Here is a 21,700-nt window from a genome sequence, read left to right on the forward strand (position 1 = left end):
CACTATAGCGGCTGATGCGCCGCTTGCGTACCCCCCGATGCGGCCATGCACCAGCCGGCTCGCAGGCAGGGAAAAAAGGCGGCACAATCGCGCTCGCCTTGGCATCCGCCGTTTGTTAACGCACCTTCATTTTCCACTTCGCAGCATGTCGACGCCGCAGCCTGACGCCACATACGAACCCACGCAGCCTGCGGGCCGCGGCAATGCCTTGCTGGTCCTCGCCGTCTTCGTGGTCGCCTCGTGCGGGCTCGCTTACGAATTGATTGCCGGGGCATTGGCTTCGTATCTGCTGGGTGATTCCATCCTGCAGTTCTCTTCCATCATCGGTGCCTATCTATTTGCGATGGGGATCGGCTCGTGGCTCTCGCGCTACGTGGCGGATGACGCGCTGCTCGCCCGCTTTGTCGATCTGGAATTGCTGGTCGGGCTGTTCGGCGGCGTATCCGCTGCAGCTCTGTTCGCGTTGTTTGCGCTGGAATCGGCCCCGTTCCGGCTGGTGCTGTATGCGCTGGTGATGGTGATCGGCGTGCTGGTCGGCATGGAGATCCCGCTGGTGATGCGCATGCTGCATCGGCGCCAGGCAAAGTTCTCCGATCTCGTCAGCCGCGTGCTGACGTTCGATTACCTGGGCGCGCTGGCGGTGTCCCTGCTCTTTCCGCTGGTGCTGGCGCCACGCCTGGGGCTGGTGCGTACCGGCTTCCTCTTCGGCCTGTTCAATACGGCGATTGCGGTCTGGACGCTCTGGCACTTCCGCGCCGAGCTGGCGCTCACGGCCCGCATGCGCACGGCAATGGCGTGGCGCGCAGGCGCAGTGGCAGCGGCATTGCTCGCGGGCTTTGGCGCATCGGACAAGCTCACGCACTGGTCTGAACGTGCGCTCTTTGGCGACGAGATCATCCACGCGATTTCGTCGCCGTATCAGCGGCTGGTGGTGACGCGCTGGAAAGACGACCTGCGGCTGTACATCAACGGCAACCTGCAATTTTCGTCGCGCGACGAATACCGTTATCACGAGGCGCTGGTGCTGCCCGCGCTGGAATCGGTGCGGGGTGCGCGGCGCGTGCTGGTGCTGGGCGGTGGCGACGGCCTCGCGCTGCGGCAGATCCTGAAGTACCCGCAGATTGAGCACGTCACGCTGGTTGACCTGGACCCGCGCATGACGAACCTGTTCTCGCACGCGGAAGCGCTGGTCGCGCTCAATCAGCATGCGTTCAGCGACCCGCGCGTGACGGTGGTCAACGCCGATGCCGCGCAATGGATGCAGACCGCTACCGACATGTTCGACGTCGCCATCGTGGATTTTCCAGACCCGTCGAACTTCAGCATCGGCAAGCTGTATTCGGTGCCGTTCTATCGGCTGCTGTCGCGCCATGTGGCGGATACGGGCTTGGTCGTCATTCAAGCGACGTCACCGTATTTCGCGCCACGTTCGTACTGGTGCGTGGATGCGACTTTGAAGGAAGCCGGCTATCGCACGTGGCCGTACCACGCGCTCGTGCCGTCCTTTGGTGAATGGGGCTTCATCCTGGCCGCACCCGGCCGCGCGGATTTCCAGCCGCCCACGTCGTACCGCGTGCCGACACGCTTCCTGGATGCCGACACCACGCACCAGATGTTCAGCTTCGCGCCCGACATGCCGCGCCCGCAGGTGGAGCCGAACCGGCTGAACAACCAATCGCTGGTGCGGTATTTCGAGGAAGACTGGCACGGCGTGCTGCGCTGATGACCGGCACATCATGAACAGCAGACGCAGCTTTCTGGTGGGCGCAGCTGCGGCCGGTGTGGCCGCGGCGGGTGCCGCTTCGTGGGCGGGCTTTCGGGCGTTTACGGAAATCACGCCCAACGTGCGCATGCCGGGTCAGGCGGCGGGTCATCGATTGCGCGACTTGCGCGCGTTGCCTGCGCCGTCGGAAACGCGCCGCGTGGGCGTGGCCATCTGCGGTAGCGGCATCGGCGGATTGAGCTGCGCTTGGCGGCTGGCAAAAAGCGGGCGGCACGACGTGGTGGTCGTGGAAGGCCCGGAGCGCTATGGCAATGCCGCAGGCGGTGCGTTCGGTGCGCAGCGGTTCCCGACCGGTGCGCATTACCTGCCGCTGCCGTCGATGGAATCGACGCACGTGCGCGAGATGCTGGCCGACTTTGGCGTGATCGAGCGCAACCCATTTGCGCTGCGCCCGACGTACGACGAACGCGCGCTCGTGCATGCCCCCGATGAACGCCTGTGGCTCGGCAATCGCTGGCAAGACGGCTTCGTGCCGCATGAAGGCATCACGCCCGATGAGCGCGCCGAGCACACCCGCTTCTTCGCCCAGATCGACAGCCTGCGCCAGACCAAGGGCGCCGACGGCCGTCGCATCTTTGCCGTGCCGACAGCGCTCTCGTCCGCAGACCCGGCATGGCGGGCGCTCGATGCACTCACCTTCCGCGACTGGCTGCACCGCGAGGGCTACCACGCCGCCACGTTGCACTGGTATGCCGACTATTGCTGCCGCGACGATTACGGCGCCACGGCCGATCATGTTTCCGCCTGGGCCGGCATTGCGTACTTCGCCAGCCGCGGCGGCATGGCGAGCAACGCCGAGCAAGGCACCGTGCTCACGTGGCCGGAAGGGCTGGACTGGATGGCCGAGCGGCTGTTCAAAGCCGCCGGATTGAACGAACCGGGCCGCTTGCTACCGGGCAGCGCCGCGCGCATCGGCACGACGAACGAAGCCGGCGCACGCGTCTTCGCCGATGTGCTGCAGGCAGACGGCCGCGTTGTGCGCCTGCTGGCCGACCACATTGTCAGCGCGATGCCGCTGCATGTTGCCAAACACATCGTCGAGGGCTTTGATGTGCCCGCCGCCGAGTTGCCCGAAGCCGCGCCGTGGCTGCTCGCGAACCTGCTCATCGATGGCTTTCCGCCCGAACACGACGACACGCCGCTGGCGTGGGACAACGTGGTCTATCGCGGCACCGGCCTGGGTTATGTGGTGGCTAATCACCAGGACATTCGCGTCGGCCCGCCTGCGCAGAGCGTATTCACGGCCTACGTGGCGCTGTCGGACATGTCGCCCAAGGCGGCACGTGAGTGGCTGCTGAAAGCGTCACCGCAAGCGCTGCTCGATCGCGCGCTGGCCGATCTCGATACGGTATACGGCATTCGCCTGCGCACGCAGATCCGCCGCGCAGACCTGACGCTGCGCGGCCACGCGATGGCGATTCCTACACCGGGCTTTCTCTCCCGACCGGGCATTGCGCGCCTGCGTGAGAGCGCCGGGCCGATCCACTACGCGCATGCGGACCTGTCCGGCTATTCCGTCTTTGAAGAAGCGGCGTGGTGGGGAGATCGGGCGGCGCGGCGCATCCTCGGTGGCTGATTGCTAGCGCCGCCGCAGGGCATCTAGCGCAACCGTTCAACCTCGGCCATCAGTTCCCACGTGGCCGGATCGATATCGCTGCGCTCAAGCGCCAGCGATAGATACGCTCCGATCATGTCGACAAACCTGCGCGCAAATGCGGGCGGATATGCGCTGCCGGTGTACTGCATCAGTTGCTGTCGCAACAGGCGCGGCCGATGCTGCCCGAACTCGCGCACATAGGCCTGCGTTCGACAGAGGAAAGTTCGCGCTTCCAGCGCACCGTCAAGGTAGACGCGGCGTTTGGTGAGTGTCATGGGCGGCTCCCGGCTCGCAACGGAACGGGATACAGCCGAGGTGGAGAAGGAAAAGACGCGGGGCGACGCCCGCTGGATACAACAGTCATGGAGCCTCCTACGGATTGCAAAAGGCCCGACGTTTCGCTGCGAACGAGGGTGGCGGGCCCGACGACAGGGTTCGCAGACCGGCCCGTAGGACGCCGGCAGACCTTTCGGTCTCCCTGCCCGGCCCGCCGTGGAGCAGGCGTGCGCGAGCGCGGACGTAAAAAAGCCGCGCAAGGCGGCCGTCCGGCCATACGGAAAAGGATAGGCTGCGAAACCCAGCTGCCGTTGGTGCGGCAGCGCCGTGAATTATAGCGGCGGCAACGGCGCAGACCACGTGCCAGTTTGCAGCATTTCGTGATCGCGCCTTACCGCCAAACCCGCACGTCGGGCAGCGCTTACGCCTGACGCGGCCAGAGCGTGCGGCCGAAGAACGTCAGCGCGCGGTCCCACGCATGTTCGGCCCACACCGGGTCGTACTGCGTGATGGCGATGCGGTTCTCGCCCACGGCCGTTTCATTGGCGAAAGCGTGGTGCGCGAGATAGCGGTGGAAGTCCACATCAACGCCGGCATCGACGAGCTTCTTTTCCAGCGCATCAACGCCCTCGATCTTGAAGGCGTTGTCCTGCGTGCCCCAGTGCCCCTGCACCGGCACCTTGATCTTCGAGGCGTCGATGTATTCCAGCGGAGGGTAGCCGTACCACACCACGCCGGCATCCGCTTCCGGCACGTTGCACAGCGTCAGCAGTGTCAGCGCGCCGCCCATGCAGTAGCCCGTCACGCCCACGCGGCCGCAGGTCTGCTTGAGGTATTGGACGGCGCCGCGCACGTCCTGCGTAGCCGCGTCGCCAAAATTCAGGTTGGTCATCAGGTGGTGGGCTTCCTCCTCTTCTACCGTCATCTTGCCGCGGTAGAGATCGGGCACCAGGGCCACGTAACCCGCGCGCGCGAGGCGGTCCGCCACGCCGCGAATCTGGTCGTTCAAGCCCCACCACTCCTGGATGACGACGATGCCCGGGGCGCCTTCCGCCTTGGCGGGCTTGGCCAGATAGCCCTGGACGTCCTGCCCGTCTGGGCGCTTGAACGAGATCATGGATCCTTGCGATGCAGTCATGCGATGGCTCCTCTGCCTGGAACGAAAACGCACAGGATAGTCCTGCCAGATGAAATTTGCTGGCGGCGCGTCAGCGGGAATGGGCTGCGTGCGCCTCTGCCCTGCCGATACCCCTCTATCAGGGTGCCGATACGCGGCACAAAGTCTCTATCATGGCGGCACGTTCACATCCTGATTGCCTCCCATGATCAAAACCCTCGGCCTCATCGCCTACCTGCTGGTGCTGCTGATCCACGTCTATATCGTTGTGCTCGAAATGGTGCTCTGGAAGACGCGCGGGCCCAAGGTCTTCGGCATGACGCCCGAGAAAGCCGCTGAAACCGCAGCCATGGCGTCCAACCAGGGCCTGTACAACGGTTTTCTGGTGGCTGCGCTGGTGATTGGGCTGGTGGCGCCAGACCCGACCGTCAACGCGTCCTTCGCGCTGTTCGGGCTGATCTGTGTGGCGGTGGCCGGCATCTGGGGCGCCATCACCGTCAACAAGCGGATTCTTTTCGTGCAGACGGTGCCGGCTGTGGCGGCGTTGGTGCTGGGGTGGTTCGCCTGAGGGCGATGGGCGATGGGCGATGGGTGCTGAAGCGACGGCGGCAGTGCTTGTCTGCCGCTCCGCTGCGCACTAGCTTGAAAGGAGTCGGGAGCGCGTTAGACGATGCGCTCTCGCCAACCGGGTCTTCGCACATGCCGCCTGCATACTGCCGAACACTCCGAATGCTGGGCCGGGCGTCACTGCTGGCAACCCTGCTGTGTGGCCCGCCCGTCTCAGCTCAAGTGAGGAACGCCATGACGCTCACCTTGACCTCGCCGGCCTTTACCGCCGGCAGCGAAATCCCCAGCCGCCTCACATGTGAAGGCGCGGATACATCGCCGCCGCTTGCGTGGACCGGCGCTCCGGCCGGCACACGCAGCCTGGCACTGGTCGTCGATGACCCTGACGCACCCGACCCCGCTGCACCAAGGATGACGTGGGTCCACTGGGTGCTCTACAACATCCCGCCCGCCACCACTTCACTGGCGGAAGACGCGTCACGCAAGGGGCTGCCTCCCGGCGCACGCTCCGGCAACAACGACTGGAAGCGCACCGCATACGGCGGCCCCTGCCCGCCCGTAGGGCGCCATCGCTACTACCACAAGCTCTACGCGCTGAACGTCGAACTGCCGGAGCTTGGCGCACCTACCAAGGCCGAGTTGGAGCGGGCCATGCGCGGCCATGTGCTGGCTGAAGCCGAACTTGTCGGCACCTATCAGAAGCACGACCACTGAGCCGATTCGTCAGGATGTGAGGCGGCCCGTTTTTCAAGGTTTGGCAACCGCGGCCTTGCGAAACAGCGCATACGGCACGCCCCTCTCCGGGTGGGCCGTCGTCTCATTGATGAAGCGTTCGACATCGGGCACGTCATGCAGGGCGGTCATGAACGGCGTCAACGCATAGCCCGGCGCCACGCAGCCCTGCACCAGCATCCACCGCTGCCATATCGTCACCCACAGCGTGGTGTTCTGCTTCCATCCCGGCACATGGATGGACATCCATTGCAGGCGCCGCTTCGCCGTCTCTGCAATCTCGTCGTCGTAAGAAAACGCGTTGGGCAAGCGGCACCGGCCTTCCAGCCAGCAATGGTTGCCATGCTCGATGCGGTGGTGAGAATCGCGCTTCCATTCCGCCTCGGTGATGCGCGGGCCGGCGGGTTCCGGGCAGTTGGCTACGCCTGACGATATCTGGAAGAACGGGTCGTGACCGCGGTTCTGCAGGTCGTCTTCAGCGTGGGTGGCCAGCGCGGCCAGCAGCAGCGCCACGGCAAGGCAGCGTGCGGAAATCATCACGGTGGCCTCCTCGCCCGCACGGGGCTTCGGCTTGAGCAATGCTGCGAAGGATAGGCGCAAAGTGCCGCGCCAACCAGACGCCCGGACAACTCCCCAAGCTATCTCGACCTCACATGCGCCGCGAGCATCGAGGCAAACACATCGTGCAGCTCGGTCTTGCCGAAACGCTGCTCCGACACGCCCTTCTCCACGTCGATCTGCCCGGCGTTGACCGCGTCGTACAGTTCGGTGATGAGCTGCACATGGTTCGCGCTCAGGCCGGCGCGTTGCAGCATCGGCGCCCAGGCGGTGCGCGGCAGTGCATCGGCAACAATCTCGCGGCCGACGACGGCGCTGAATGCGCGTGCCACGTCGACCAGGCTCACGCGACGCGGGCCCTCCACGCTGACGATGCGCGGCGTCTTGTCCGATCGTCCTTCCAGCAGCAGCTCGGCTGCCAGCGCACCAACGTCTTGCGTGGCGACAGTCGCAAACGCGCGGTCCAGCGGTTGATGCAGGCTCGGCAGCCGTCCTGTTGCCAGCATGACGGGCAGCATCGCCGCCCAGTTCTGCGCGTGCTCTGCTGAACGCAGCAGCGTCAGGTGCGTCGCCAGCGGCTTAAGCCGCTCTTCCAGCAGATGAAACAGACGCGTCAGGCCAGTGCCCCGGTCCAGTTCTGCGCCGTAGTCCGACAGGGCCAGGACAGCCGAGGGCGGGTTGGCACGCAGCGCATCAGCGGCCACGTCGATCATGCGCTCCATGGTCGACGCTGGGTCCGCATCACGCACCGGCACCGGACACAGGATCTGCACGGCCGTGGCGCCCTTGATGGCCGATGCAACCGAGGCTGGATCTGTCAGGTCAGCAATCGCAATGTCGCAGCCGAGTTTGGCCAGCGCCTCGCCTTGCCGGACATGGCGCACCACCGCGCGCACTGGCCGACCCGCATTGCGTAGTGCCGTAGCGGTGGCGCGGCCAACTTTGCCCGACGCCCCAAAGATGACAAACATGTTCGCGCTCCTCTCAAGTGGGAGGCACGAGCTTAGGGCGGCCCTGCAAACCCGACTTGCAGGAACGGAGGAATCTGGCAGATTCGGAGGGTTGGCTACACGGCCAGCCTGTCCACAGAACCAGCCGCCGCCTTGCCCGCGCGCGCGATGTCACGCGGGCCCACACCGAGCAGCCGTTGCATCCACTGCGTCATGTGGCTTTGGTGTGCGAAGCCGACCTCGAGCGCGATCTGCGATGCGCTGCAGCGGCCTTCCAACAGCAGCGCTTTCGCGCGTTCCACACGGCGTTGCACGACATAGCGATGTACCGGCACGCCCAGCGTTGCACGAAACAGCACGTTGAAATGCGGCACGCTCAAGCCGGCCTGCGCCGCCAGTTCGGCCAGCATCAGGCGCTGGTGCAGGTGGGCTTCGATGTAGTCGATCACGCGTGCAGCCACGCGGGGCGCCAGCGTGCGAGCGCTGTTGGCCGCCCCGGCAGCCACATCCCGACTGCTGTTGAGTAGACGGACCACCAATGCCGTGCACAGGCTTTCCGCATACAACGCATCGGAGGTGTCTTCCGCCTCCAGTTCGGCCCCCAGCGCAGCGGCAAGATGATGCACGCGCGCATCGCGCCATTGCAGACGCGGCGTAATGTCTGCCGGTGCGCCCACCTGTTCGCCAATGCTGCGTACAAACGTGTCGGTGATGGCGATCCGCAGAATCCGGCAGTCGGCATCGTCCGTCCACATGCCGGGCAGGCCGGCGGGAATCACGTTCGCATCGCCGTGGGCCTGGATGCCCGAATAACGGCGGCCGTCGCAAACGCAGTTCGTCCGCACAGGTGCGCCGACATGCACGGTGACGCGGTGATGCGCCATGGCGGGCACCCGATACGTGCCGGGGCGAATGCCAAGCAGCGTTCCGGCAAAGCCGTCCCAGCCGAGCCCCTCGCTGGAGCGCAGGCTGACGGAGGCGGGTTCAAGCAAGGCGGCAGGCGTGACGGCGTTCATGGCAAGGGCGGAGGTTCGCGGGCGCCTCGACATTCTGCGCCCATACGGCGCGCTATCGTTGCCATAACAAAGTTCAACTCGATTTCAGATATCGATAGCCAGATACTTGCCAACGTTGGATTTGGCTTCCCCACAGCCGAATTTCCGACGGCCTCCGGGCCGTCTTTTTATTTCGGTGCCCTACGCTTATGGTGAAACAGTGGCACCGACCACAAGGAGACACGCCAATGGATCGCGACGCATTCGTCAGCGCACTGAGGGCGGAGGGCTTTACCGAGTTTGTCCTCGTTACGCGAGACGCGGGCGAGCTGGACACGCACACGCACGCGTTCGAGGCGAAAGCACTCATCCTGGCAGGGGAAATTCATATCCACTCAAGCGGCGCCGAGCGCGTCTACCGGCCCGGCGACACATTCCATCTGGCAGCCAACGCACCGCACACCGAGCGCTACGGGCCGCTGGGTGTGCAGTATCTGGTCGCTCGGCGCTAGGCCGCAGATCAGGCGCGCGCCGGATACTGCGCGAGCACCTTGTCGCGAATCGACGGTTTGATATTCGCCAGCGACATGTTGCCTTTGTAGTGCGCCACCACGCGCGGGTTCATCATGCGGAACCACAGCGGCGGCACATAGGCGACCAGGATCATCGCGGCATAACCGGCGGGCAGTTGCGGCGAGTGCTCGAAATGCCGCAGCGCCTGGAATGACCGCGTCGGGTTGGCGTGGTGATCGGCATGTCGCTGCAGTTGATACAGGAACAGGTTCGTCACCACATGGTTGCTGTTCCACGAATGTTGCGGCGTGCATCGCTCGTAGCGGCCGCTGGGCAATTGCTGGCGGCATAGGCCGTAGTGCTCCAGGTAGTTCACCACCTCCAGCAGCGACGCGCCGTAGATGGCCTGGATGATCAGGAACGGCACCGCCTTGAGCCCGACAAACGCGATGCACACGCCCCACAGCACCACCGTCATCGCCCAGGCGTTGAGCACATCGTTGCGCCATGACCAGACCGAGTGGCCATGCTGCTCCAGCCGGCGTTTCTCCAATGCCCACGCCGATTTGACGCTGCCCACCACCGTGCGCGGCAGAAACTCCCAGAACGACTCGCCATAGCGCGCACTTGCCGGATCGGCCGGCGTGGCCACGCGCACGTGGTGGCCGCGGTTGTGCTCCACATAGAAGTGCCCGTAGGCGACCGGTGCCAGCGTGATCTTCGCGAGCCACCGCTCGAAACGGTCTGTCTTGTGGCCCAGCTCGTGCGCGGTGTTGATCGAGATGCCCGTCACCACACCCACCGAAAACGCGAACGCAAGGTAGTCGTACCAGGCAAGGTCATACGTGCGCAGCACCCACATCGCCACCGCAAAGCTCACGTAGAGCACGGTGGTCGCCAGGTAGACGATACGGCGGTAGTAGCGCTGTTTTTCCAGCGTCGGGACGACTTCTTCGGGCGGGTTTTCACGGTCGTCGCCGATCAGGAAATCGAGCAGCGGAATGATCGTGAACACGATGAACGGCCCCGCCCACCAGAGCGGATGCCAGCCCGTCGCAAGCGCCGAAACGGCTGCGATGATGGGTAGCGTGATAGTCAGCGCGCCGAGCATCCAGAGATAGCGCTTGCCGTCGGTCCATTCCACGGACGCGACCATGCCGGGTGTTGCCATTGTCTTCCTCCTGTTTTGCCCCGCTGGGTGGCTTGGCTTGTGTACGCACATGCGTGCGCCGCCGGGGTCGTGCCCGACGCTTGCGTTATAGGCGCAGCAGGAGGAGAGACCAATGCCAGAAACTAGGCGCAAAACTCCAAACAAAGCGGCCGCCGCGCGGCCCTCTGGAGGCGGGAAAAAAGCAGTCGATTGAAACGGACGATTTAAAAACGGTCGTTCGATTTTGGTGCGGCGCACCTGAACGGAGACTCACAACAACCGTTGATGCCAGCCCCGAAGGCGCCGGCGGGCAATGCGGATCAGGCCAATGTGGGGAGGAACGCGTTGACCGCATCCAGCACAGCTGCCTCCTGCTCCCGATGCGGCACGTGCCCGCAACGCTGCACGAGCTTGAGCGTGGCGGGTGCACCGGCCAGCGTGACGATGCGCTCGGGCTGCGCAGTCGAGCCGTACTCATCTTCGGTGCCATGCAGCGCCAGCACGGGGCTGCGCACGGCAAGCAGCGAGTCGTCAAGGCACCACTGCGCAAATGCCGGAGACAACCACGTGTTGACCCACGCATCCAGCACCCATTGCGCCTTGCTACCGTGATAGCGCTCCAGCCGGCCCATCTGGCCGGGCTCGGCAAACTGTGCCTGAGCGACGCGGATGCCCTCGCGCGTCTGCTCTTCCACGAACGCCTGCGCCGACTCGGTGATCAAACCCGCGCAGCGGCCCGGATACGCCGCCGCAATCGACACGGCCATCCCACCGCCGACGCTGTGACCGAAGACGATGAAGCGGTCCACGCCAAGCTGCTCGGTCAGCGCGGCAAAGCCACCGTACGCTTCCTGCTGAATGAAGCCCGGATCGAGCTGGCCCGCAAAGGCGTCGGATCGGCCGAAGCCAAGCCGGTCGTAGGCGATGACCGCATGCCCGGTCGACTGCGCCAGGTGCTGCGGAAAATCACGCCACAGCGCCACGCAGCCGAGGGAATCATGCAGCAGCACGATGGGCGGTTTGGCGGCATCGTCAACCGGGCCGCCCCAGTGCCGGGCATGGAGACGGCCATCGGGTGTGGTGATCCATGCCTCGGCGCCATCCACCGAAAGCGCTGAAAGCGACTCAGCCATCGCGGTGTCAGAACAGGCGGTCGAGCCAGCCGTGCGGGTCCGGTGCGCGGCCGTTCTGCAGATCAACCAACGCCGCCTTCAGCTTGGTCGTCAGCTCGCCCGCCTTGCCATCGCCGATGGTGAAGTTGTGCTTGTGGCCCTTGACCTTGCCGATGGGCGTGACCACCGCTGCGGTGCCGCAGGCAAAGGCTTCGCGCAGGCGGCCGCTTTGCGCGTCGGCTTGCCATTGGTCGATGGAGTACGGCTCTTCACGCACGGTCAGACCCATGCCGCGCGCCAGCGTGATCAGCGAATCGCGCGTGATGCCGGGCAGGATCGTGCCGGTAAGCGGCGGCGTCTGCAGCGAACCGTCATCGAAGACGAAGAACACGTTCATGCCGCCCAGTTCTTCAATCCACTTGCGCTCCACCGCATCGAGGAAGACGACCTGGTCGCAGCCCTCGCGGGTGGCTTCGGCCTGGGCGACCAGGCTGGCCGCGTAGTTGCCGCCGCACTTGGCCTCGCCCGTACCGCCAGGCGCGGCGCGCGTGTAGTTGTCCGACACCCAGATGGTGACGCCTGACGATGCATCGCCCTTGAAGTACGCGCCCACCGGGCAGGCAATCACGCAGAACAGGTATTCGGCCGACGGCTTCACGCCCAGCACCACTTCGGTGGCGATCATGAAGGGGCGCAGGTACAGCGACGAGCCCTGGCCCGACGGAATCCAGTCGCGATCGAGCTTGACCAGCTCGCGCACGGCCTGCAAGAAAAGGTCTTCCGGCAGCGCGGGCATCGCCAGGCGCTTGGCAGAATTCTGGAACCGGCGCGCATTCGCCTCCGGGCGGAACAGCGCACCGCCGCCGTCCGGCAGGCGGTAGGCCTTCATGCCCTCGAAGATTTCCTGCGCGTAGTGCAGCACCAACGTAGACGGATCGCACTGGATCGGGCCATGCGCGCCGATTTTGGCATCGTGCCAGCCCTTGCCCTCGGTGTAGCGGATGGTGGCCATGTGATCCGTGAAGACGCGGCCGAAAGCTGGGTTTTCCAGCAGGCGCGCCCGCTCTTCCGCCGGAACAGGGTTCGGGCGCTTCTCGATCGAAATAGCCGATTCGACAACGTTGTTCATACCGTCTCCAAGAGTGCGAGGGGGCACAAAAATGCCCAAACCGCTATTTTGCGCCAACGGCGATGCAATTTGGTTGCGTATTCACGCGCATACGGTATTGCAGGCGGCGGAAAAACAATGCGGTTGGACGAGCGCCCAGGAGCATCACCCGCCGTAGCTCCATGGCCGAGACGCCGCCTGGCGGAGGGGGAATACCGCACCGGAATAGCGCCGTCGCCAGGGCATTCGCGCGCCTGCCGGAACGGGCGCTAGAAGGCTTGATGGGCGGGCATCCTCCCTGCGGGACTTGAAACCCTATGGTACGGTTGACGGAATGAATGTCATGACCCGCCATCCTCTGCTGGTGCACGGCGGCACAACGGTGCCGCCCGGGAGCGTTGCGCACCATGAGTGATGCGAAACGCGATTCGCGTCGCCAGATCCCCGCCGAGAAAGTCGCTGCCAGCCGGGCATTGCGCCTGAGCGTGCCGGCAGAGGCACGGCCCGCGCCGGTGAGCCGAAAAGACTGGCTCCGGCAACGGAAGGAGCAACTGCAGGCCGCCCGCGTTGCCGCCAAACAGCGACGCGATCAACTCAAGGCAGAAATCCTCTCGGCAGCACAGGAAGTTGCCCGCGAAGAGCGGGTGGCCGCACGGCTGGAAGCCGAACGCGTCAAGGCGGAAACGAAGTCCGCCAGCGTGCATGCCAAGGAAGACGCACGTGCTGCGGCCAAGTTCGAGCGCAGCAAGCCCGGCCGGTCAACGTCAAAGCGCAAAACGCTTGGAACGGGAAAACGCAAATTGGTCTCTTACGCCGATCTTCTGCGCATGCGCGGATGATCCGCCCAGCAGTTTTGCGCTGCGCTTGCAATCGTTAGCGCGCCTGAACAGGCTTGGCTTCTACGTTCTTGGCATGGAGCGGCGCGGGCTTGGCGTCGAGCCTGCGAAAAATCCACGCAGAAAACACGGTCACCACGCCCATGGTGAAGAACGCCAGCCGATACGCCGGCGCGGCCACACCAAGCTTGACCGAGAAAAGACTGACAAGCCCGCCCCCGATCGATACCCCCAGCCCGATTGCGAGCATCTGCACCATCGAGAACAAGCTGTTGCCGCTGCCGGCATCCTGGTGCGATAAGCCTTTGAGCGTGATGCTATTCATGGCTGCAAACTGCATCGAATTCGCCCATCCAAACACTGACAGTTGCACGATCGATAGCACCAGCGGCCAGCCTGGCGACATGGCCGCAAACGAGGCAATCGAGACACCGACGACCCACGTGTTGACCTGGAGAAACACGTCGTATCCGAACCGGTTCACGAGCGGGACGACCCAACGCTTGGCGAGCATGCCGGCAATGGCAATCGGCAATAGCAGCAACCCTGAATGGAACGGCGAATAGCCAAGCTGCAACTGGAACAGCAGCGGCAACAGGAATGGCACGGCGCCGGACCCGATGCGGCAGAACAGGTTGCCGATCAGCCCAATGCTGAAGTTCGGTTCGCGAAAGAGCGCAAGCTGGAACAGCGGCGCCACACGCCGCCTTGCGTGCGGAATATAGAGCAGCGCGCTGACGATGCTCACGGCGATCAGCGCCACGCTCCACGGGCTATGCGCACCGTTTTCGAGCGCCAGCGAGAAGGCCACCATGCACAACGACAGCAGCCCGCAGCCAAGCCAATCGAATGGCGCCACGGCGCGCACGGCGTCTTGCGGCAGATAGCGCCGTACCGCAAACAGACCCACGAAACCCACCGGCACGTTGATCAGGAAAATCCAGTGCCACGAGACATCCTGCACAAGCCAGCCGCCCAGGGCCGGCCCCAGGAGCGGGCCAACCTGCCCTGCCACCGACACGAAGGCCAAGGCGGCGATGTACTGCTCGCCCGGAATATTGCGCAGCACCGTCAGCCGGCCAATCGGCAACAGCATCGATCCGCCAATCCCTTGCAGCACGCGTGCGATCACCAACTGCGGCAGCGTGTGTGCCGTTGCGCAGAACACCGAACCGAGAACAAAAATCAGGATCGCGGTGGAATACACGCGCCGCGTACCGAACTTGTCCGCCAGCCACCCCGATGCTGGCGTCAGCATGGCCATGGTCAGCGTGTAGGCCACCACCACCGATTTCAGGTCGAGGGGCTTTTCACCGAGGCTGCGGGCCATGGAGGGCAGCGCGGTATTGACGATCGTTGTGTCCAGCGCCTGCATGAAGAAGCCGGCAAAGACAATCCACAGCATGGCCTTCTGCGAGGCGCTCTGTGGGGCAGCGGAAGTTGAAGCGGTCTGCATGTGAATCCTGGAATGCTGTCCGGAAAGCGCCGGACATCACCCGCAATGCTACCGACGGATAGCCAATCGGGAACCCCTCTAGAGACGTTGACTGTTATCGGAAAACCCGATGACAATGCCGGCATGCTCAATCCCGTCTGGATTCAAACCTTCGCCACGGTGGCCGCCGCCCATAGCTTTACGGAGGCTGGGCGCCAGCTTGACCTGTCGCAATCGTCGGTCAGCGATCACATCCGCCGGCTGGAGCAAAGCGTGAACCGGCGGTTGTTTGTGCGTGACACCCATTCGGTGTCGCTCACGCCAGACGGCGAGGCGCTACTCGTTCACGCGAAGCTGATCCTCGAATCCCTGGCGCGCGCCGAGCTGCAGTTCAGTGCGCCCCGGCTGCAGGGCCGCGTTCGGCTGGGCTCTTCGGAAGACCTGGCGCAGGGGCCGCTGCCCAATCTGCTGGCGGCGTTCCGGGCCACGCACCCGGATGTCGAGCTTGAGATCACGATGGGGATGACCAGCAAACTGTACGAAGGCATCGAAGACGGCTCGCTCGATCTGATTGTCGGCAAACGCCGCGAAGGCGGGCGACGGGGTGTACCGCTGTTCCGAGGCCAGCTCGAATGGCTGGCGCGGCCCGGTACCGTGGTCGATGTGAGTCAGCCGCTACCGCTCATCCTCGTCAACGAGCCGAGCGTGACCCGCGCAATTGTGCTGGACACGCTGGCCGCGGCCGGTTGGCTGTGGCGCGTGGTCTGCACCAGCAGCAGTCATTCCGGGTGTATCGCCGCCGCGCGCGGCGGGCTGGGGATTACCGTGCGTGCGCAGAACCTGGCGGGCGGCGGCCTGGTGCCGCCCGTCAATGGCGATGTCTTGCCGGCGCTGCCGGCAATCGAATTCATTACGTTGTCTGCGCGGCGCCTGAGCAAGCCTGCGGAGACGCTCTTGCAGCTCATCCGCAAGAGCGACCTGCGCGCCGGGCGGACGGACTGAACAACGTTCACCGTTACGAGAACACAGTCTCGTCGACTTGCCCGGCAGGCTGCGCGACTTCAACGGCACGCGCTATCTGCTCGCGTTCAGCCTCGACACAAGCAGCGCATATTTTTCCGGCGAGGTATCAGCCAACGCCGCTTCGCGGGTGGAAGGCGAGTCGTCATACGGCACCGGCTCGGCAAACTGGCTCACGGTCAGATCCCACATCTTGCCGTCGATCCGGTTGTAGAAGTGTGTACCGCCGGGCGTCTGCGTCGTGAGGATGTCGCCGCCAAAATAATCCTGCACGACAAGCGAAGTCACGCTGCAGTGATTCTGCGCCGGATTCGACGGCGACCACGCATTGGTCGGGCTCGATGTATCTGCAGACCACGCGCGCGAGAGGGCTCTGTATAAATCGAGGGGCGTTGCGAAGGGGGACGATACGGCTGGCATCTGATCTTCCTGTTTCATCGATAGCAAAGCGGCGGTTGAATCAAGGTTGGATACCCGGTTGCTGCAACAGCGCATGGAACGCGCAAAAAACAAAAAGCCCCGTCGTTGTCGGCGGGGCTTCGGTGCGCATGGTGTTGCGGATTGCTAATGCGTGCACGTCCCCAGAGGCCGTCCCCAATGGGCGTGCGCGTGATGCTGGATCGCAATAGTGAGGGACGTGTGGGCTTGCATGGGGACGAGTGTGCCTTCCGGCGTGAGGCGCGTCAACGAATGTCGGTTGACCTTTGACGCCGGCGTGCACATGCTTGGCACGCACGTGGTGAGTGAATTTTCCATTGTTGAGCGCGGCGACGGCAGAGCTGTATTTCGCGCCCCACGTACTGAAAACCAACCGCAGGTGCCACAGCCTCCGCGGGGGGCGCCAGACACGCATCGGAGCGCATGAATGATCCCCACCATTACCGCTTTTGAACGCTCGCCCGATGGCGGCAAAGGACTGGCGCGCGACACAAGGGTTCGCTGGGCGCTAGAAGAAGCGGCCCGGCCCTACGACGTCCGGCTGGTTTCGTTCCAGGCGATGAAAGAGCCAGCGCACCTGCGCCTGCATCCGTTCGGCCAGATTCCGACCTACGAGGAAGGCGACCTGGCCTTGTTCGAAACAGGCGCGATCGTCTTCCATATCGCCGAGCGGCACACTGCTTTATTACCAAACGATAACAATGCCCGCGCACGGGCGATCACGTGGATGTTTGCGGCGCTCAACACCGTCGAACCGCCGATTCTCGAACTCGTTGCTGCCAAGTTCCAGGAGGGCGACAAGCCGTGGACCGCTGAGCGCTTGCCGCTGGTCATGGATCGCATCCGCCGTCGGCTGGGTCAACTTTCCGCGCGCCTGGGCGATGCGGATTGGCTCGATGGCGCATTCAGCGCGGGGGACCTGCTGATGGTGTCCGTACTGCTCCGGCTTAGGCCATCGGGCCTTCTGGACGAATTCCCGAGCCTGGCCGCCTATGTCGCGCGCGGTGAAGCGCGCCCCGCTTACCAGCGCGCGTTCGAGGCGCAGCTGGCGGTGTTCACCGGCACACCGCCAGCCGGCTGACCAAGCTCAGGCCGCTTTGGCCTGCTGCATGGCGTCGAGCTGATCGCCGCCAAGGCTGTCGACCAGGTCGGTCAGCATCCGCGCCAACTCGCCGGTCATCAGTGCGACATCGGAATCGAAGCGTTCGTCATCGTTCTGCGCGGTGGGGGCTTCGGCTTCCTTGATCACGTCAAGCGGCGTCACGCGCTTGATCAAAAGCGACGGCGTCAGCACGAAGGAGACCCGGTCGTCCCAGGTCATGGCAAGGCGCATGCATTGCTTGCCGGCTTCGATATGCCGGCGCATGTCTTCCGCTTCCAGCGCGTGGCCGACGTATCGCACGGTGGCACCGCCCTCACCCGTCGAGCGCAACTCGGCGTCCTGGTCTACGGTAAAGCCGCCGGGCGCCTCTCCAGAGAGCAGCCACTCCGTCATCGCGGCAACTGGCGAATGCGCCACGTGCACGTTCGTGAGCGGCAACTGATCGATCGACTTCACGAGCAGGCCGCGCACGTCGTCAGCAACCGCCTGCGAGGCCGCATCGATCACGAGCCAGCCGTTTGCCGTATCGATCCACACACGGGTATCGCGCCGAATGCTGAACGCGCGCGGCAGCAGTTCGTCAGTCACCTGCTCCTTGAGTTCGCGCAGTTGCTTTCGGCCGGGCTTGAAGCCCTGCTGCTCCTCAACCTCAAGCGCCCGGGCCTTGGTCACCTGGTTGATGACAGACGCCGGCAGCAGCTTCTTTTCTGCGCGAAAGATCAGCAGCATCTGCCCGTTGTTCGAATACACGAGCGCGCCGTCATCGCGCGGCGATGCCCAGCCGGACGTTTGCTTTTCTACGCTGTTGCCCGGTTGAAATGCGTGGGGCGCCAGCCACTTTTCAAGCTGGTCAGGGGTAACGGCCCAAGGTGCCGGCAGGCGATGAAGCTGAAGGTTTTTGAACCACATGGGAGTACGGGCAAAGTGCGCGATTCTAAATGATGGCGGCCCCCTCCCCCCAATGGGCGATGTCCGGCCCAGCGTGCACAGCGCGTTCGGGTGGCGCTGGTACTAATATGCAGGTCTTGACGCTGGCATCCGTTGATGAGCGATCGGGCGTCACATTCGAGCTGGAGACAAACGATGACACGCGTTCGCGTTGCGGGCTTCACCCTCTCGCTTGACGGATACGGCGCAGGTCCGGATCAGGACATCAACAATCCGCTCGGCATTGGCGGGACAGAACTGCACACGTGGCTAGTCACGACGCGCACGTTCCAGCACGCCCTGCTCGGCAAGGACGGCGGCACAACCGGCGTTGACAATGATTTTGCCGCCCGCAGTTTTCAGAACGTTGGGGCGTGGATTCTCGGGCGAAACATGTTCGGCCCCATTCGCGGGGATTGGCCCGACGACAACTGGAAAGGCTGGTGGGGCGACAACCCGCCGTATCACGTTCCCGTTTTTGTGTTGACCCACTACGCGCGTGCGCCCATCGAGATGGAGGGCGGCACGACCTTCCACTTCGTCACAGGCGGCGCTCGAGAAGCGCTCGACCGCGCCTGCGAGGCCGCCGGCGGGAAAGATGTACGAATCGGCGGTGGGCCAGGCACCATCCGACAGTACCTTCGTGAGGGCCTCATCGATGAACTGCACATTGCGATCTCGCCGGTCTTGCTTGGCCGTGGGGAACCTCTGTTCGAAGGCATTGATTTGCGAGCACTGGGCTATACGTGTGTTGAATCCGTAGCATCGGAAAACGCGACGCATGTTGTTCTACGGCGCCCGCCCCGTACGAACATTTGAACGGACGATGACAGGACGAACCATGACTGAGCACGACGCAAAACTGCACGGTAGCTGGCGCTTGTTGTCTTTCGAGACCGAAATGCAAGAGACAAAGGAGCTCACGCAGCCCTGGGGAGTTGATCCCAATGGGTCACTGATATTCAGCGCTGATGGGCGAATGATGGTGCTCTTGACCGCCAAGGCGCGCGAGCCCGGGAATACAGACGAGAAGCTCGTGGCGCTGTTCCGTACCGTCCTGGCCTATACAGGGCGGTATCGGGTCGACGGCGATCGGTTCATCACGAAGGTCGATGCGTCGTGGAATGAAGCCTGGACCGGCACAGAGCAGGAACGGCACTACACGTTTGATGGAGACGCGCTCGTGGTCTATACGGCGTGGATGCCGAATCCGCTGGTTGCCGGAAATCCAATAGGAAGAGGCGTTCTGCGCTTCAGGCGCGAGCTACCTCCCCTACAAAGTCAACGGTGAGTGGTCCGGCGAGATGCAAAACCCCGCACTTACATTCGCCAATCAGGAAGCTTGGGAAGCTTGGCTCGAAGCCAACGCAGAGGTTGCGCCCGGTGTTTGGTTGCACATTGCCAAGCGATCTGCCGAGCAATCGACTGTGTCTTACGCACAGGCACTTGAGAGCGCTCTCTGCTACGGATGGATCGATGGCCAAAAAAAGGCTGGGAGCGAACACTACTGGCTACAGCGATTTACGCCTAGAACCGCCAAAAGCATCTGGTCGAAGATCAACAAAGCCAAAGCTGAAGCGTTGATGTCCGACGGAAGGATGCGCCCAAGCGGGCTTCGCGCAATCGATCTGGCCAAGCGCGACGGGCGTTGGGAGGCTGCCTATTCGTCTGCAAGTACATCAACCGTGCCCGATGATCTGCAGCAGGCTCTCGACGCCAACCCGAAGGCGGAGCAATTCTTCGCGACCCTGAACAGTCAAAACCGGTACGCGATTCTGTTCAGAATCCAAAACGTGAAGAAGGCCGAGACGCGTGCCAAAAAGATCTCCCAGTTCATCGACATGCTGAACAAGGGCGAGAAGCTGCATCCGTAGCATTGTCGGACTGAAACTCAGCTGTGGGCCGGTGCATTCCCTGCCCAAGCTGAGCATGTTCGGCGCGCCCATCGCGGAGTCAGACCCGCCGCAAACCCATCACAGCCCGTGCTGGGCCCGGTATGCGGCTTCCGCGCCTGCATAGTCGGGGCTTTCGCTGTGGTACTCCGCGCGTTGGTCTTCAGCTTGGTGGATCGACTGCAGCTCACTGGCGCTCAACTGACGAGGCGCCGGGCGCGCCGCGCGCCTGAGCCCAACGGCGGCGGGTGTCGGTTGGCGAACCTCATGGTCTGCATAGGCCTGCTGATAGTTCGGCATTTCGCCGTGGTAGCGGGCGCGATCGTCTTCGGCACGCGCAATCTGAGCGCGCTGCACGTGGTCTAGCTTGGAGTGCGCAACGCGTTGGACGCGCGGCGGCGCGGACTGCGAGCGGCGTTCCGGCGCCGGATTGCTGCGCGCGAGATAGCTAGCGTACTCCGCATGAGCGGCACTGTAGTCCGCATGCGCATGGCCGTGATAGGCGGCCGCTTCCTCTGCGTCGCGCTCGAAGTCGGCCAACGTCCGTGTCGGGGCGGTGTGCTGACGTGCGGGCGTGGCAGGTGCGCTCGCCGGTCGGCCAGCCTGCGGCCCCCGCGCGGGCGCGCCTTGCACCTGTGCGGCCGGACGATGCCTCTGGCTGGCGAAGTCCTCAAGGTCCTTGAAGCTCAGCTTGCTCGGTGTGGCCGCCGGGCGCTGCGGCGTTGCTGCAGCCGTGCGGGGAGCGGATGCGCGCGGTGCCGGTGAGGACATTCCTCTGGGCGGGGGCGCGTGCACGGTTGCCGGGTTGAGCGAGGCGACAAAGTGATCCAGGTTGAGATTGCGCGTATGGCTGTCCTTGATGCCGAGGATGACCTGCATCTGCTGCAGCAGCTTGACGGATTGCGCGGGTGGCAAGTGCGCGACGTGTCGATCGAGCGTTTCCATGGCCTCGATCGGTTTGCGCCAAGCCTGCTTGCCGTGCTCGGTCGGCAGATGCTCGATCTGGCTCAATACGCGCGCACGATGGTGCTGGACCGAGATGTTGCCGCCAGACACTCCATGGCCTGGCGTGCGCACCGATCGGGGCGACGCGGCAACCTCGCGCCGGACCGGGGCGTTGGCCATGGGAGGCTGCTGGACGGATGGATGAACCTGCGCAGTCGATCGGGCAACCTGTGGTTTGGCCGGCTCGGCGGGCCGATTGATATGCAACATCCGCTGCAGCGCGCGGCCTGCACGACGCGGGCTCGCGGCAAGCGACGCCAAGACGCCCTGCCTAGACCGAACCTGGTTGCCACTGGGCTGCTGCTGCGGTGCTATGTTTTCTTTGTTCGCTTGGGTGCTGTGATGTGACGGCGTGCTGTGTGTTGAGCCGATGCGATAGTTGCCCATGGACTTCATTCTCAGGTTCGGAGGAGGAAGACAACTATCCGGTGCCCTGCGCAACCGCTTAGCGTCGACAACCATGTTAGAGCGGCACCCGCCGCGTGCTGCCGCCGCCACGAAACGTCAGTGCATCCAGCGAAGTTGCTGGGCGATGGGGGGAAGTGAACCGTTCTCCCCCTTCTCAAGCGGACGCCAATCGCCCCCTC

Annotated in this window: 23 protein-coding genes; 11 read left to right on the top strand and 12 right to left on the bottom strand. The window is 64.1% G+C overall.

Going from position 1 to position 21,700, the window contains the following annotated elements:
* Positions 1 to 145 precede the first annotated feature (145 nt).
* Both M1D44_RS22825 and M1D44_RS22830 read left to right on the top strand, forming a co-directional pair.
* Complete coding sequence (locus M1D44_RS22825) at positions 146 to 1,723, top strand: polyamine aminopropyltransferase (RefSeq protein ID WP_024978504.1); 1,578 nt, start codon at positions 146 to 148, stop codon at positions 1,721 to 1,723.
* A 13-nt stretch (positions 1,724 to 1,736) separates the two neighbouring features.
* Positions 1,737 to 3,359, top strand: a complete 1,623-nt coding sequence (locus tag M1D44_RS22830) for an NAD(P)-binding protein (RefSeq protein ID WP_316852503.1) — start codon at positions 1,737 to 1,739, stop codon at positions 3,357 to 3,359.
* Positions 3,360 to 3,382: 23 nt separating this feature from the next.
* On the opposite strand, the gene M1D44_RS22835 is transcribed toward M1D44_RS22830, so the two are convergent.
* Entirely contained in the window at positions 3,383 to 3,655 is a 273-nt protein-coding gene (locus tag M1D44_RS22835; RefSeq protein ID WP_316852504.1) for a hypothetical protein, read from the bottom strand.
* A 422-nt stretch (positions 3,656 to 4,077) separates the two neighbouring features.
* Positions 4,078 to 4,794 carry a dienelactone hydrolase family protein gene (locus tag M1D44_RS22840; RefSeq protein WP_316852505.1) on the bottom strand — a complete coding sequence of 239 codons (717 nt, stop codon included), beginning with the start codon at positions 4,792 to 4,794 and terminating at the stop codon, positions 4,078 to 4,080.
* Positions 4,795 to 4,978: 184 nt separating this feature from the next.
* Here M1D44_RS22840 and M1D44_RS22845 point away from each other — a divergent pair, with 184 nt between their 5' ends.
* Positions 4,979 to 5,341: a DUF1304 domain-containing protein gene (locus M1D44_RS22845; RefSeq protein ID WP_024978500.1), complete on the top strand. Its 363-nt coding sequence runs from the start codon at positions 4,979 to 4,981 to the stop codon at positions 5,339 to 5,341.
* 233 nt (positions 5,342 to 5,574) lie between these two features.
* Entirely contained in the window at positions 5,575 to 6,054 is a 480-nt protein-coding gene (locus tag M1D44_RS22850) for a YbhB/YbcL family Raf kinase inhibitor-like protein (protein ID WP_316852506.1), read from the top strand.
* A gap of 33 nt (positions 6,055 to 6,087) precedes the next feature.
* Here the strand turns inward: M1D44_RS22850 and M1D44_RS22855 are convergent, their stop codons facing one another.
* The 3 genes from M1D44_RS22855 to M1D44_RS22865 form a co-directional block, all read right to left on the bottom strand.
* A complete protein-coding gene (locus M1D44_RS22855; protein ID WP_316852701.1) occupies positions 6,088 to 6,609 on the bottom strand; it encodes a BON domain-containing protein in 522 nt (173 codons plus the stop codon).
* Positions 6,610 to 6,710: 101 nt separating this feature from the next.
* Positions 6,711 to 7,601, bottom strand: coding sequence for an NmrA family NAD(P)-binding protein (locus M1D44_RS22860; RefSeq protein WP_316852507.1), 891 nt, complete (start codon positions 7,599 to 7,601; stop codon positions 6,711 to 6,713).
* A gap of 95 nt (positions 7,602 to 7,696) precedes the next feature.
* A complete protein-coding gene (locus M1D44_RS22865) occupies positions 7,697 to 8,596 on the bottom strand; it encodes an AraC family transcriptional regulator (protein ID WP_112188342.1) in 900 nt (299 codons plus the stop codon).
* Between the two features lie 227 nt (positions 8,597 to 8,823).
* Here M1D44_RS22865 and M1D44_RS22870 point away from each other — a divergent pair, with 227 nt between their 5' ends.
* Positions 8,824 to 9,087 carry a cupin domain-containing protein gene (locus M1D44_RS22870; RefSeq protein WP_316852508.1) on the top strand — a complete coding sequence of 88 codons (264 nt, stop codon included), beginning with the start codon at positions 8,824 to 8,826 and terminating at the stop codon, positions 9,085 to 9,087.
* An 8-nt stretch (positions 9,088 to 9,095) separates the two neighbouring features.
* On the opposite strand, the gene M1D44_RS22875 is transcribed toward M1D44_RS22870, so the two are convergent.
* The 3 genes from M1D44_RS22875 to M1D44_RS22885 form a co-directional block, all read right to left on the bottom strand.
* Positions 9,096 to 10,259, bottom strand: coding sequence for an alkane 1-monooxygenase (locus M1D44_RS22875; RefSeq protein WP_024978494.1), 1,164 nt, complete (start codon positions 10,257 to 10,259; stop codon positions 9,096 to 9,098).
* A 299-nt stretch (positions 10,260 to 10,558) separates the two neighbouring features.
* Positions 10,559 to 11,371 (bottom strand): alpha/beta fold hydrolase, encoded by an 813-nt coding sequence (locus M1D44_RS22880; protein WP_316852509.1) that lies wholly within the window; start codon positions 11,369 to 11,371, stop codon positions 10,559 to 10,561.
* Between the two features lie 7 nt (positions 11,372 to 11,378).
* Positions 11,379 to 12,479 (bottom strand): branched-chain amino acid aminotransferase, encoded by a 1,101-nt coding sequence (locus M1D44_RS22885; protein WP_045201829.1) that lies wholly within the window; start codon positions 12,477 to 12,479, stop codon positions 11,379 to 11,381.
* Between the two features lie 386 nt (positions 12,480 to 12,865).
* On the opposite strand from M1D44_RS22885, the gene M1D44_RS22890 reads away from it, so the two are divergent.
* Complete coding sequence (locus tag M1D44_RS22890; protein ID WP_316852510.1) at positions 12,866 to 13,297, top strand: hypothetical protein; 432 nt, start codon at positions 12,866 to 12,868, stop codon at positions 13,295 to 13,297.
* Between the two features lie 34 nt (positions 13,298 to 13,331).
* Here the strand turns inward: M1D44_RS22890 and mdtD are convergent, their stop codons facing one another.
* On the bottom strand, positions 13,332 to 14,750 hold the full coding sequence (mdtD, locus tag M1D44_RS22895; protein WP_316852511.1) for a multidrug transporter subunit MdtD: 1,419 nt from the start codon (positions 14,748 to 14,750) through the stop codon (positions 13,332 to 13,334).
* 123 nt (positions 14,751 to 14,873) lie between these two features.
* Between mdtD and M1D44_RS22900 the strand changes: the two genes are divergently transcribed.
* Positions 14,874 to 15,731, top strand: a complete 858-nt coding sequence (locus M1D44_RS22900) for a LysR family transcriptional regulator (protein ID WP_316852512.1) — start codon at positions 14,874 to 14,876, stop codon at positions 15,729 to 15,731.
* A gap of 72 nt (positions 15,732 to 15,803) precedes the next feature.
* Here M1D44_RS22900 and M1D44_RS22905 read toward each other — a convergent pair whose 3' ends face one another.
* On the bottom strand, positions 15,804 to 16,244 hold the full coding sequence (locus M1D44_RS22905; protein WP_428984637.1) for a YunG family protein: 441 nt from the start codon (positions 16,242 to 16,244) through the stop codon (positions 15,804 to 15,806).
* Between the two features lie 370 nt (positions 16,245 to 16,614).
* Here M1D44_RS22905 and M1D44_RS22910 point away from each other — a divergent pair, with 370 nt between their 5' ends.
* Positions 16,615 to 17,268 carry a glutathione S-transferase family protein gene (locus M1D44_RS22910; protein WP_316852513.1) on the top strand — a complete coding sequence of 218 codons (654 nt, stop codon included), beginning with the start codon at positions 16,615 to 16,617 and terminating at the stop codon, positions 17,266 to 17,268.
* A 6-nt stretch (positions 17,269 to 17,274) separates the two neighbouring features.
* On the opposite strand, the gene M1D44_RS22915 is transcribed toward M1D44_RS22910, so the two are convergent.
* Positions 17,275 to 18,198, bottom strand: a complete 924-nt coding sequence (locus tag M1D44_RS22915; protein ID WP_316852514.1) for a recombination-associated protein RdgC — start codon at positions 18,196 to 18,198, stop codon at positions 17,275 to 17,277.
* Positions 18,199 to 18,372: 174 nt separating this feature from the next.
* Between M1D44_RS22915 and M1D44_RS22920 the strand changes: the two genes are divergently transcribed.
* The 3 genes from M1D44_RS22920 to M1D44_RS22930 are packed head-to-tail and all read left to right on the top strand — an operon-like array spanning position 18,373 to position 20,090.
* A complete protein-coding gene (locus M1D44_RS22920; protein WP_024978485.1) occupies positions 18,373 to 19,035 on the top strand; it encodes a dihydrofolate reductase family protein in 663 nt (220 codons plus the stop codon).
* A gap of 22 nt (positions 19,036 to 19,057) precedes the next feature.
* The gene (locus M1D44_RS22925) at positions 19,058 to 19,507 is read left to right on the top strand and encodes a lipocalin-like domain-containing protein (RefSeq protein WP_316852515.1); all 450 of its coding nucleotides are present in this window, start codon (positions 19,058 to 19,060) and stop codon (positions 19,505 to 19,507) included.
* A gap of 13 nt (positions 19,508 to 19,520) precedes the next feature.
* Positions 19,521 to 20,090, top strand: a complete 570-nt coding sequence (locus tag M1D44_RS22930) for a YdeI/OmpD-associated family protein (protein ID WP_112188354.1) — start codon at positions 19,521 to 19,523, stop codon at positions 20,088 to 20,090.
* Between the two features lie 99 nt (positions 20,091 to 20,189).
* On the opposite strand, the gene M1D44_RS22935 is transcribed toward M1D44_RS22930, so the two are convergent.
* On the bottom strand, positions 20,190 to 21,233 hold the full coding sequence (locus tag M1D44_RS22935; RefSeq protein WP_316852516.1) for a hypothetical protein: 1,044 nt from the start codon (positions 21,231 to 21,233) through the stop codon (positions 20,190 to 20,192).
* Between the last annotated feature and the right edge of the window lie 467 nt (positions 21,234 to 21,700).

Source organism: Ralstonia sp. SA306 (genome assembly GCF_054792405.1).

Excerpts from the sequence above, each read along its gene's own strand:
- M1D44_RS22840 (WP_316852505.1), bottom strand. The coding sequence starts at position 4,794 with ATGACTGCATCGCAAGGATCCATGATCTCGTTCAAGCGCCCAGACGGG.
- M1D44_RS22910 (WP_316852513.1), top strand. The coding sequence starts at position 16,615 with ATGATCCCCACCATTACCGCTTTTGAACGCTCGCCCGATGGCGGCAAA.
- M1D44_RS22890 (WP_316852510.1), top strand. The coding sequence starts at position 12,866 with ATGAGTGATGCGAAACGCGATTCGCGTCGCCAGATCCCCGCCGAGAAA.
- M1D44_RS22830 (WP_316852503.1), top strand. The coding sequence starts at position 1,737 with ATGAACAGCAGACGCAGCTTTCTGGTGGGCGCAGCTGCGGCCGGTGTG.
- M1D44_RS22930 (WP_112188354.1), top strand. The coding sequence starts at position 19,521 with ATGCAAAACCCCGCACTTACATTCGCCAATCAGGAAGCTTGGGAAGCT.
- M1D44_RS22825 (WP_024978504.1), top strand. The coding sequence starts at position 146 with ATGTCGACGCCGCAGCCTGACGCCACATACGAACCCACGCAGCCTGCG.
- M1D44_RS22850 (WP_316852506.1), top strand. The coding sequence starts at position 5,575 with ATGACGCTCACCTTGACCTCGCCGGCCTTTACCGCCGGCAGCGAAATC.
- M1D44_RS22865 (WP_112188342.1), bottom strand. The coding sequence starts at position 8,596 with ATGAACGCCGTCACGCCTGCCGCCTTGCTTGAACCCGCCTCCGTCAGC.
- M1D44_RS22855 (WP_316852701.1), bottom strand. The coding sequence starts at position 6,609 with ATGATTTCCGCACGCTGCCTTGCCGTGGCGCTGCTGCTGGCCGCGCTG.
- M1D44_RS22905 (WP_428984637.1), bottom strand. The coding sequence starts at position 16,244 with ATGCGCTGTTGCAGCAACCGGGTATCCAACCTTGATTCAACCGCCGCT.
- M1D44_RS22845 (WP_024978500.1), top strand. The coding sequence starts at position 4,979 with ATGATCAAAACCCTCGGCCTCATCGCCTACCTGCTGGTGCTGCTGATC.
- M1D44_RS22915 (WP_316852514.1), bottom strand. The coding sequence starts at position 18,198 with ATGTGGTTCAAAAACCTTCAGCTTCATCGCCTGCCGGCACCTTGGGCC.
- M1D44_RS22900 (WP_316852512.1), top strand. The coding sequence starts at position 14,874 with ATGCTCAATCCCGTCTGGATTCAAACCTTCGCCACGGTGGCCGCCGCC.
- M1D44_RS22875 (WP_024978494.1), bottom strand. The coding sequence starts at position 10,259 with ATGGCAACACCCGGCATGGTCGCGTCCGTGGAATGGACCGACGGCAAG.
- M1D44_RS22885 (WP_045201829.1), bottom strand. The coding sequence starts at position 12,479 with ATGAACAACGTTGTCGAATCGGCTATTTCGATCGAGAAGCGCCCGAAC.
- M1D44_RS22860 (WP_316852507.1), bottom strand. The coding sequence starts at position 7,601 with ATGTTTGTCATCTTTGGGGCGTCGGGCAAAGTTGGCCGCGCCACCGCT.
- M1D44_RS22880 (WP_316852509.1), bottom strand. The coding sequence starts at position 11,371 with ATGGCTGAGTCGCTTTCAGCGCTTTCGGTGGATGGCGCCGAGGCATGG.
- M1D44_RS22870 (WP_316852508.1), top strand. The coding sequence starts at position 8,824 with ATGGATCGCGACGCATTCGTCAGCGCACTGAGGGCGGAGGGCTTTACC.
- mdtD (WP_316852511.1), bottom strand. The coding sequence starts at position 14,750 with ATGCAGACCGCTTCAACTTCCGCTGCCCCACAGAGCGCCTCGCAGAAG.
- M1D44_RS22935 (WP_316852516.1), bottom strand. The coding sequence starts at position 21,233 with ATGGCCAACGCCCCGGTCCGGCGCGAGGTTGCCGCGTCGCCCCGATCG.
- M1D44_RS22925 (WP_316852515.1), top strand. The coding sequence starts at position 19,058 with ATGACTGAGCACGACGCAAAACTGCACGGTAGCTGGCGCTTGTTGTCT.
- M1D44_RS22835 (WP_316852504.1), bottom strand. The coding sequence starts at position 3,655 with ATGACACTCACCAAACGCCGCGTCTACCTTGACGGTGCGCTGGAAGCG.
- M1D44_RS22920 (WP_024978485.1), top strand. The coding sequence starts at position 18,373 with ATGACACGCGTTCGCGTTGCGGGCTTCACCCTCTCGCTTGACGGATAC.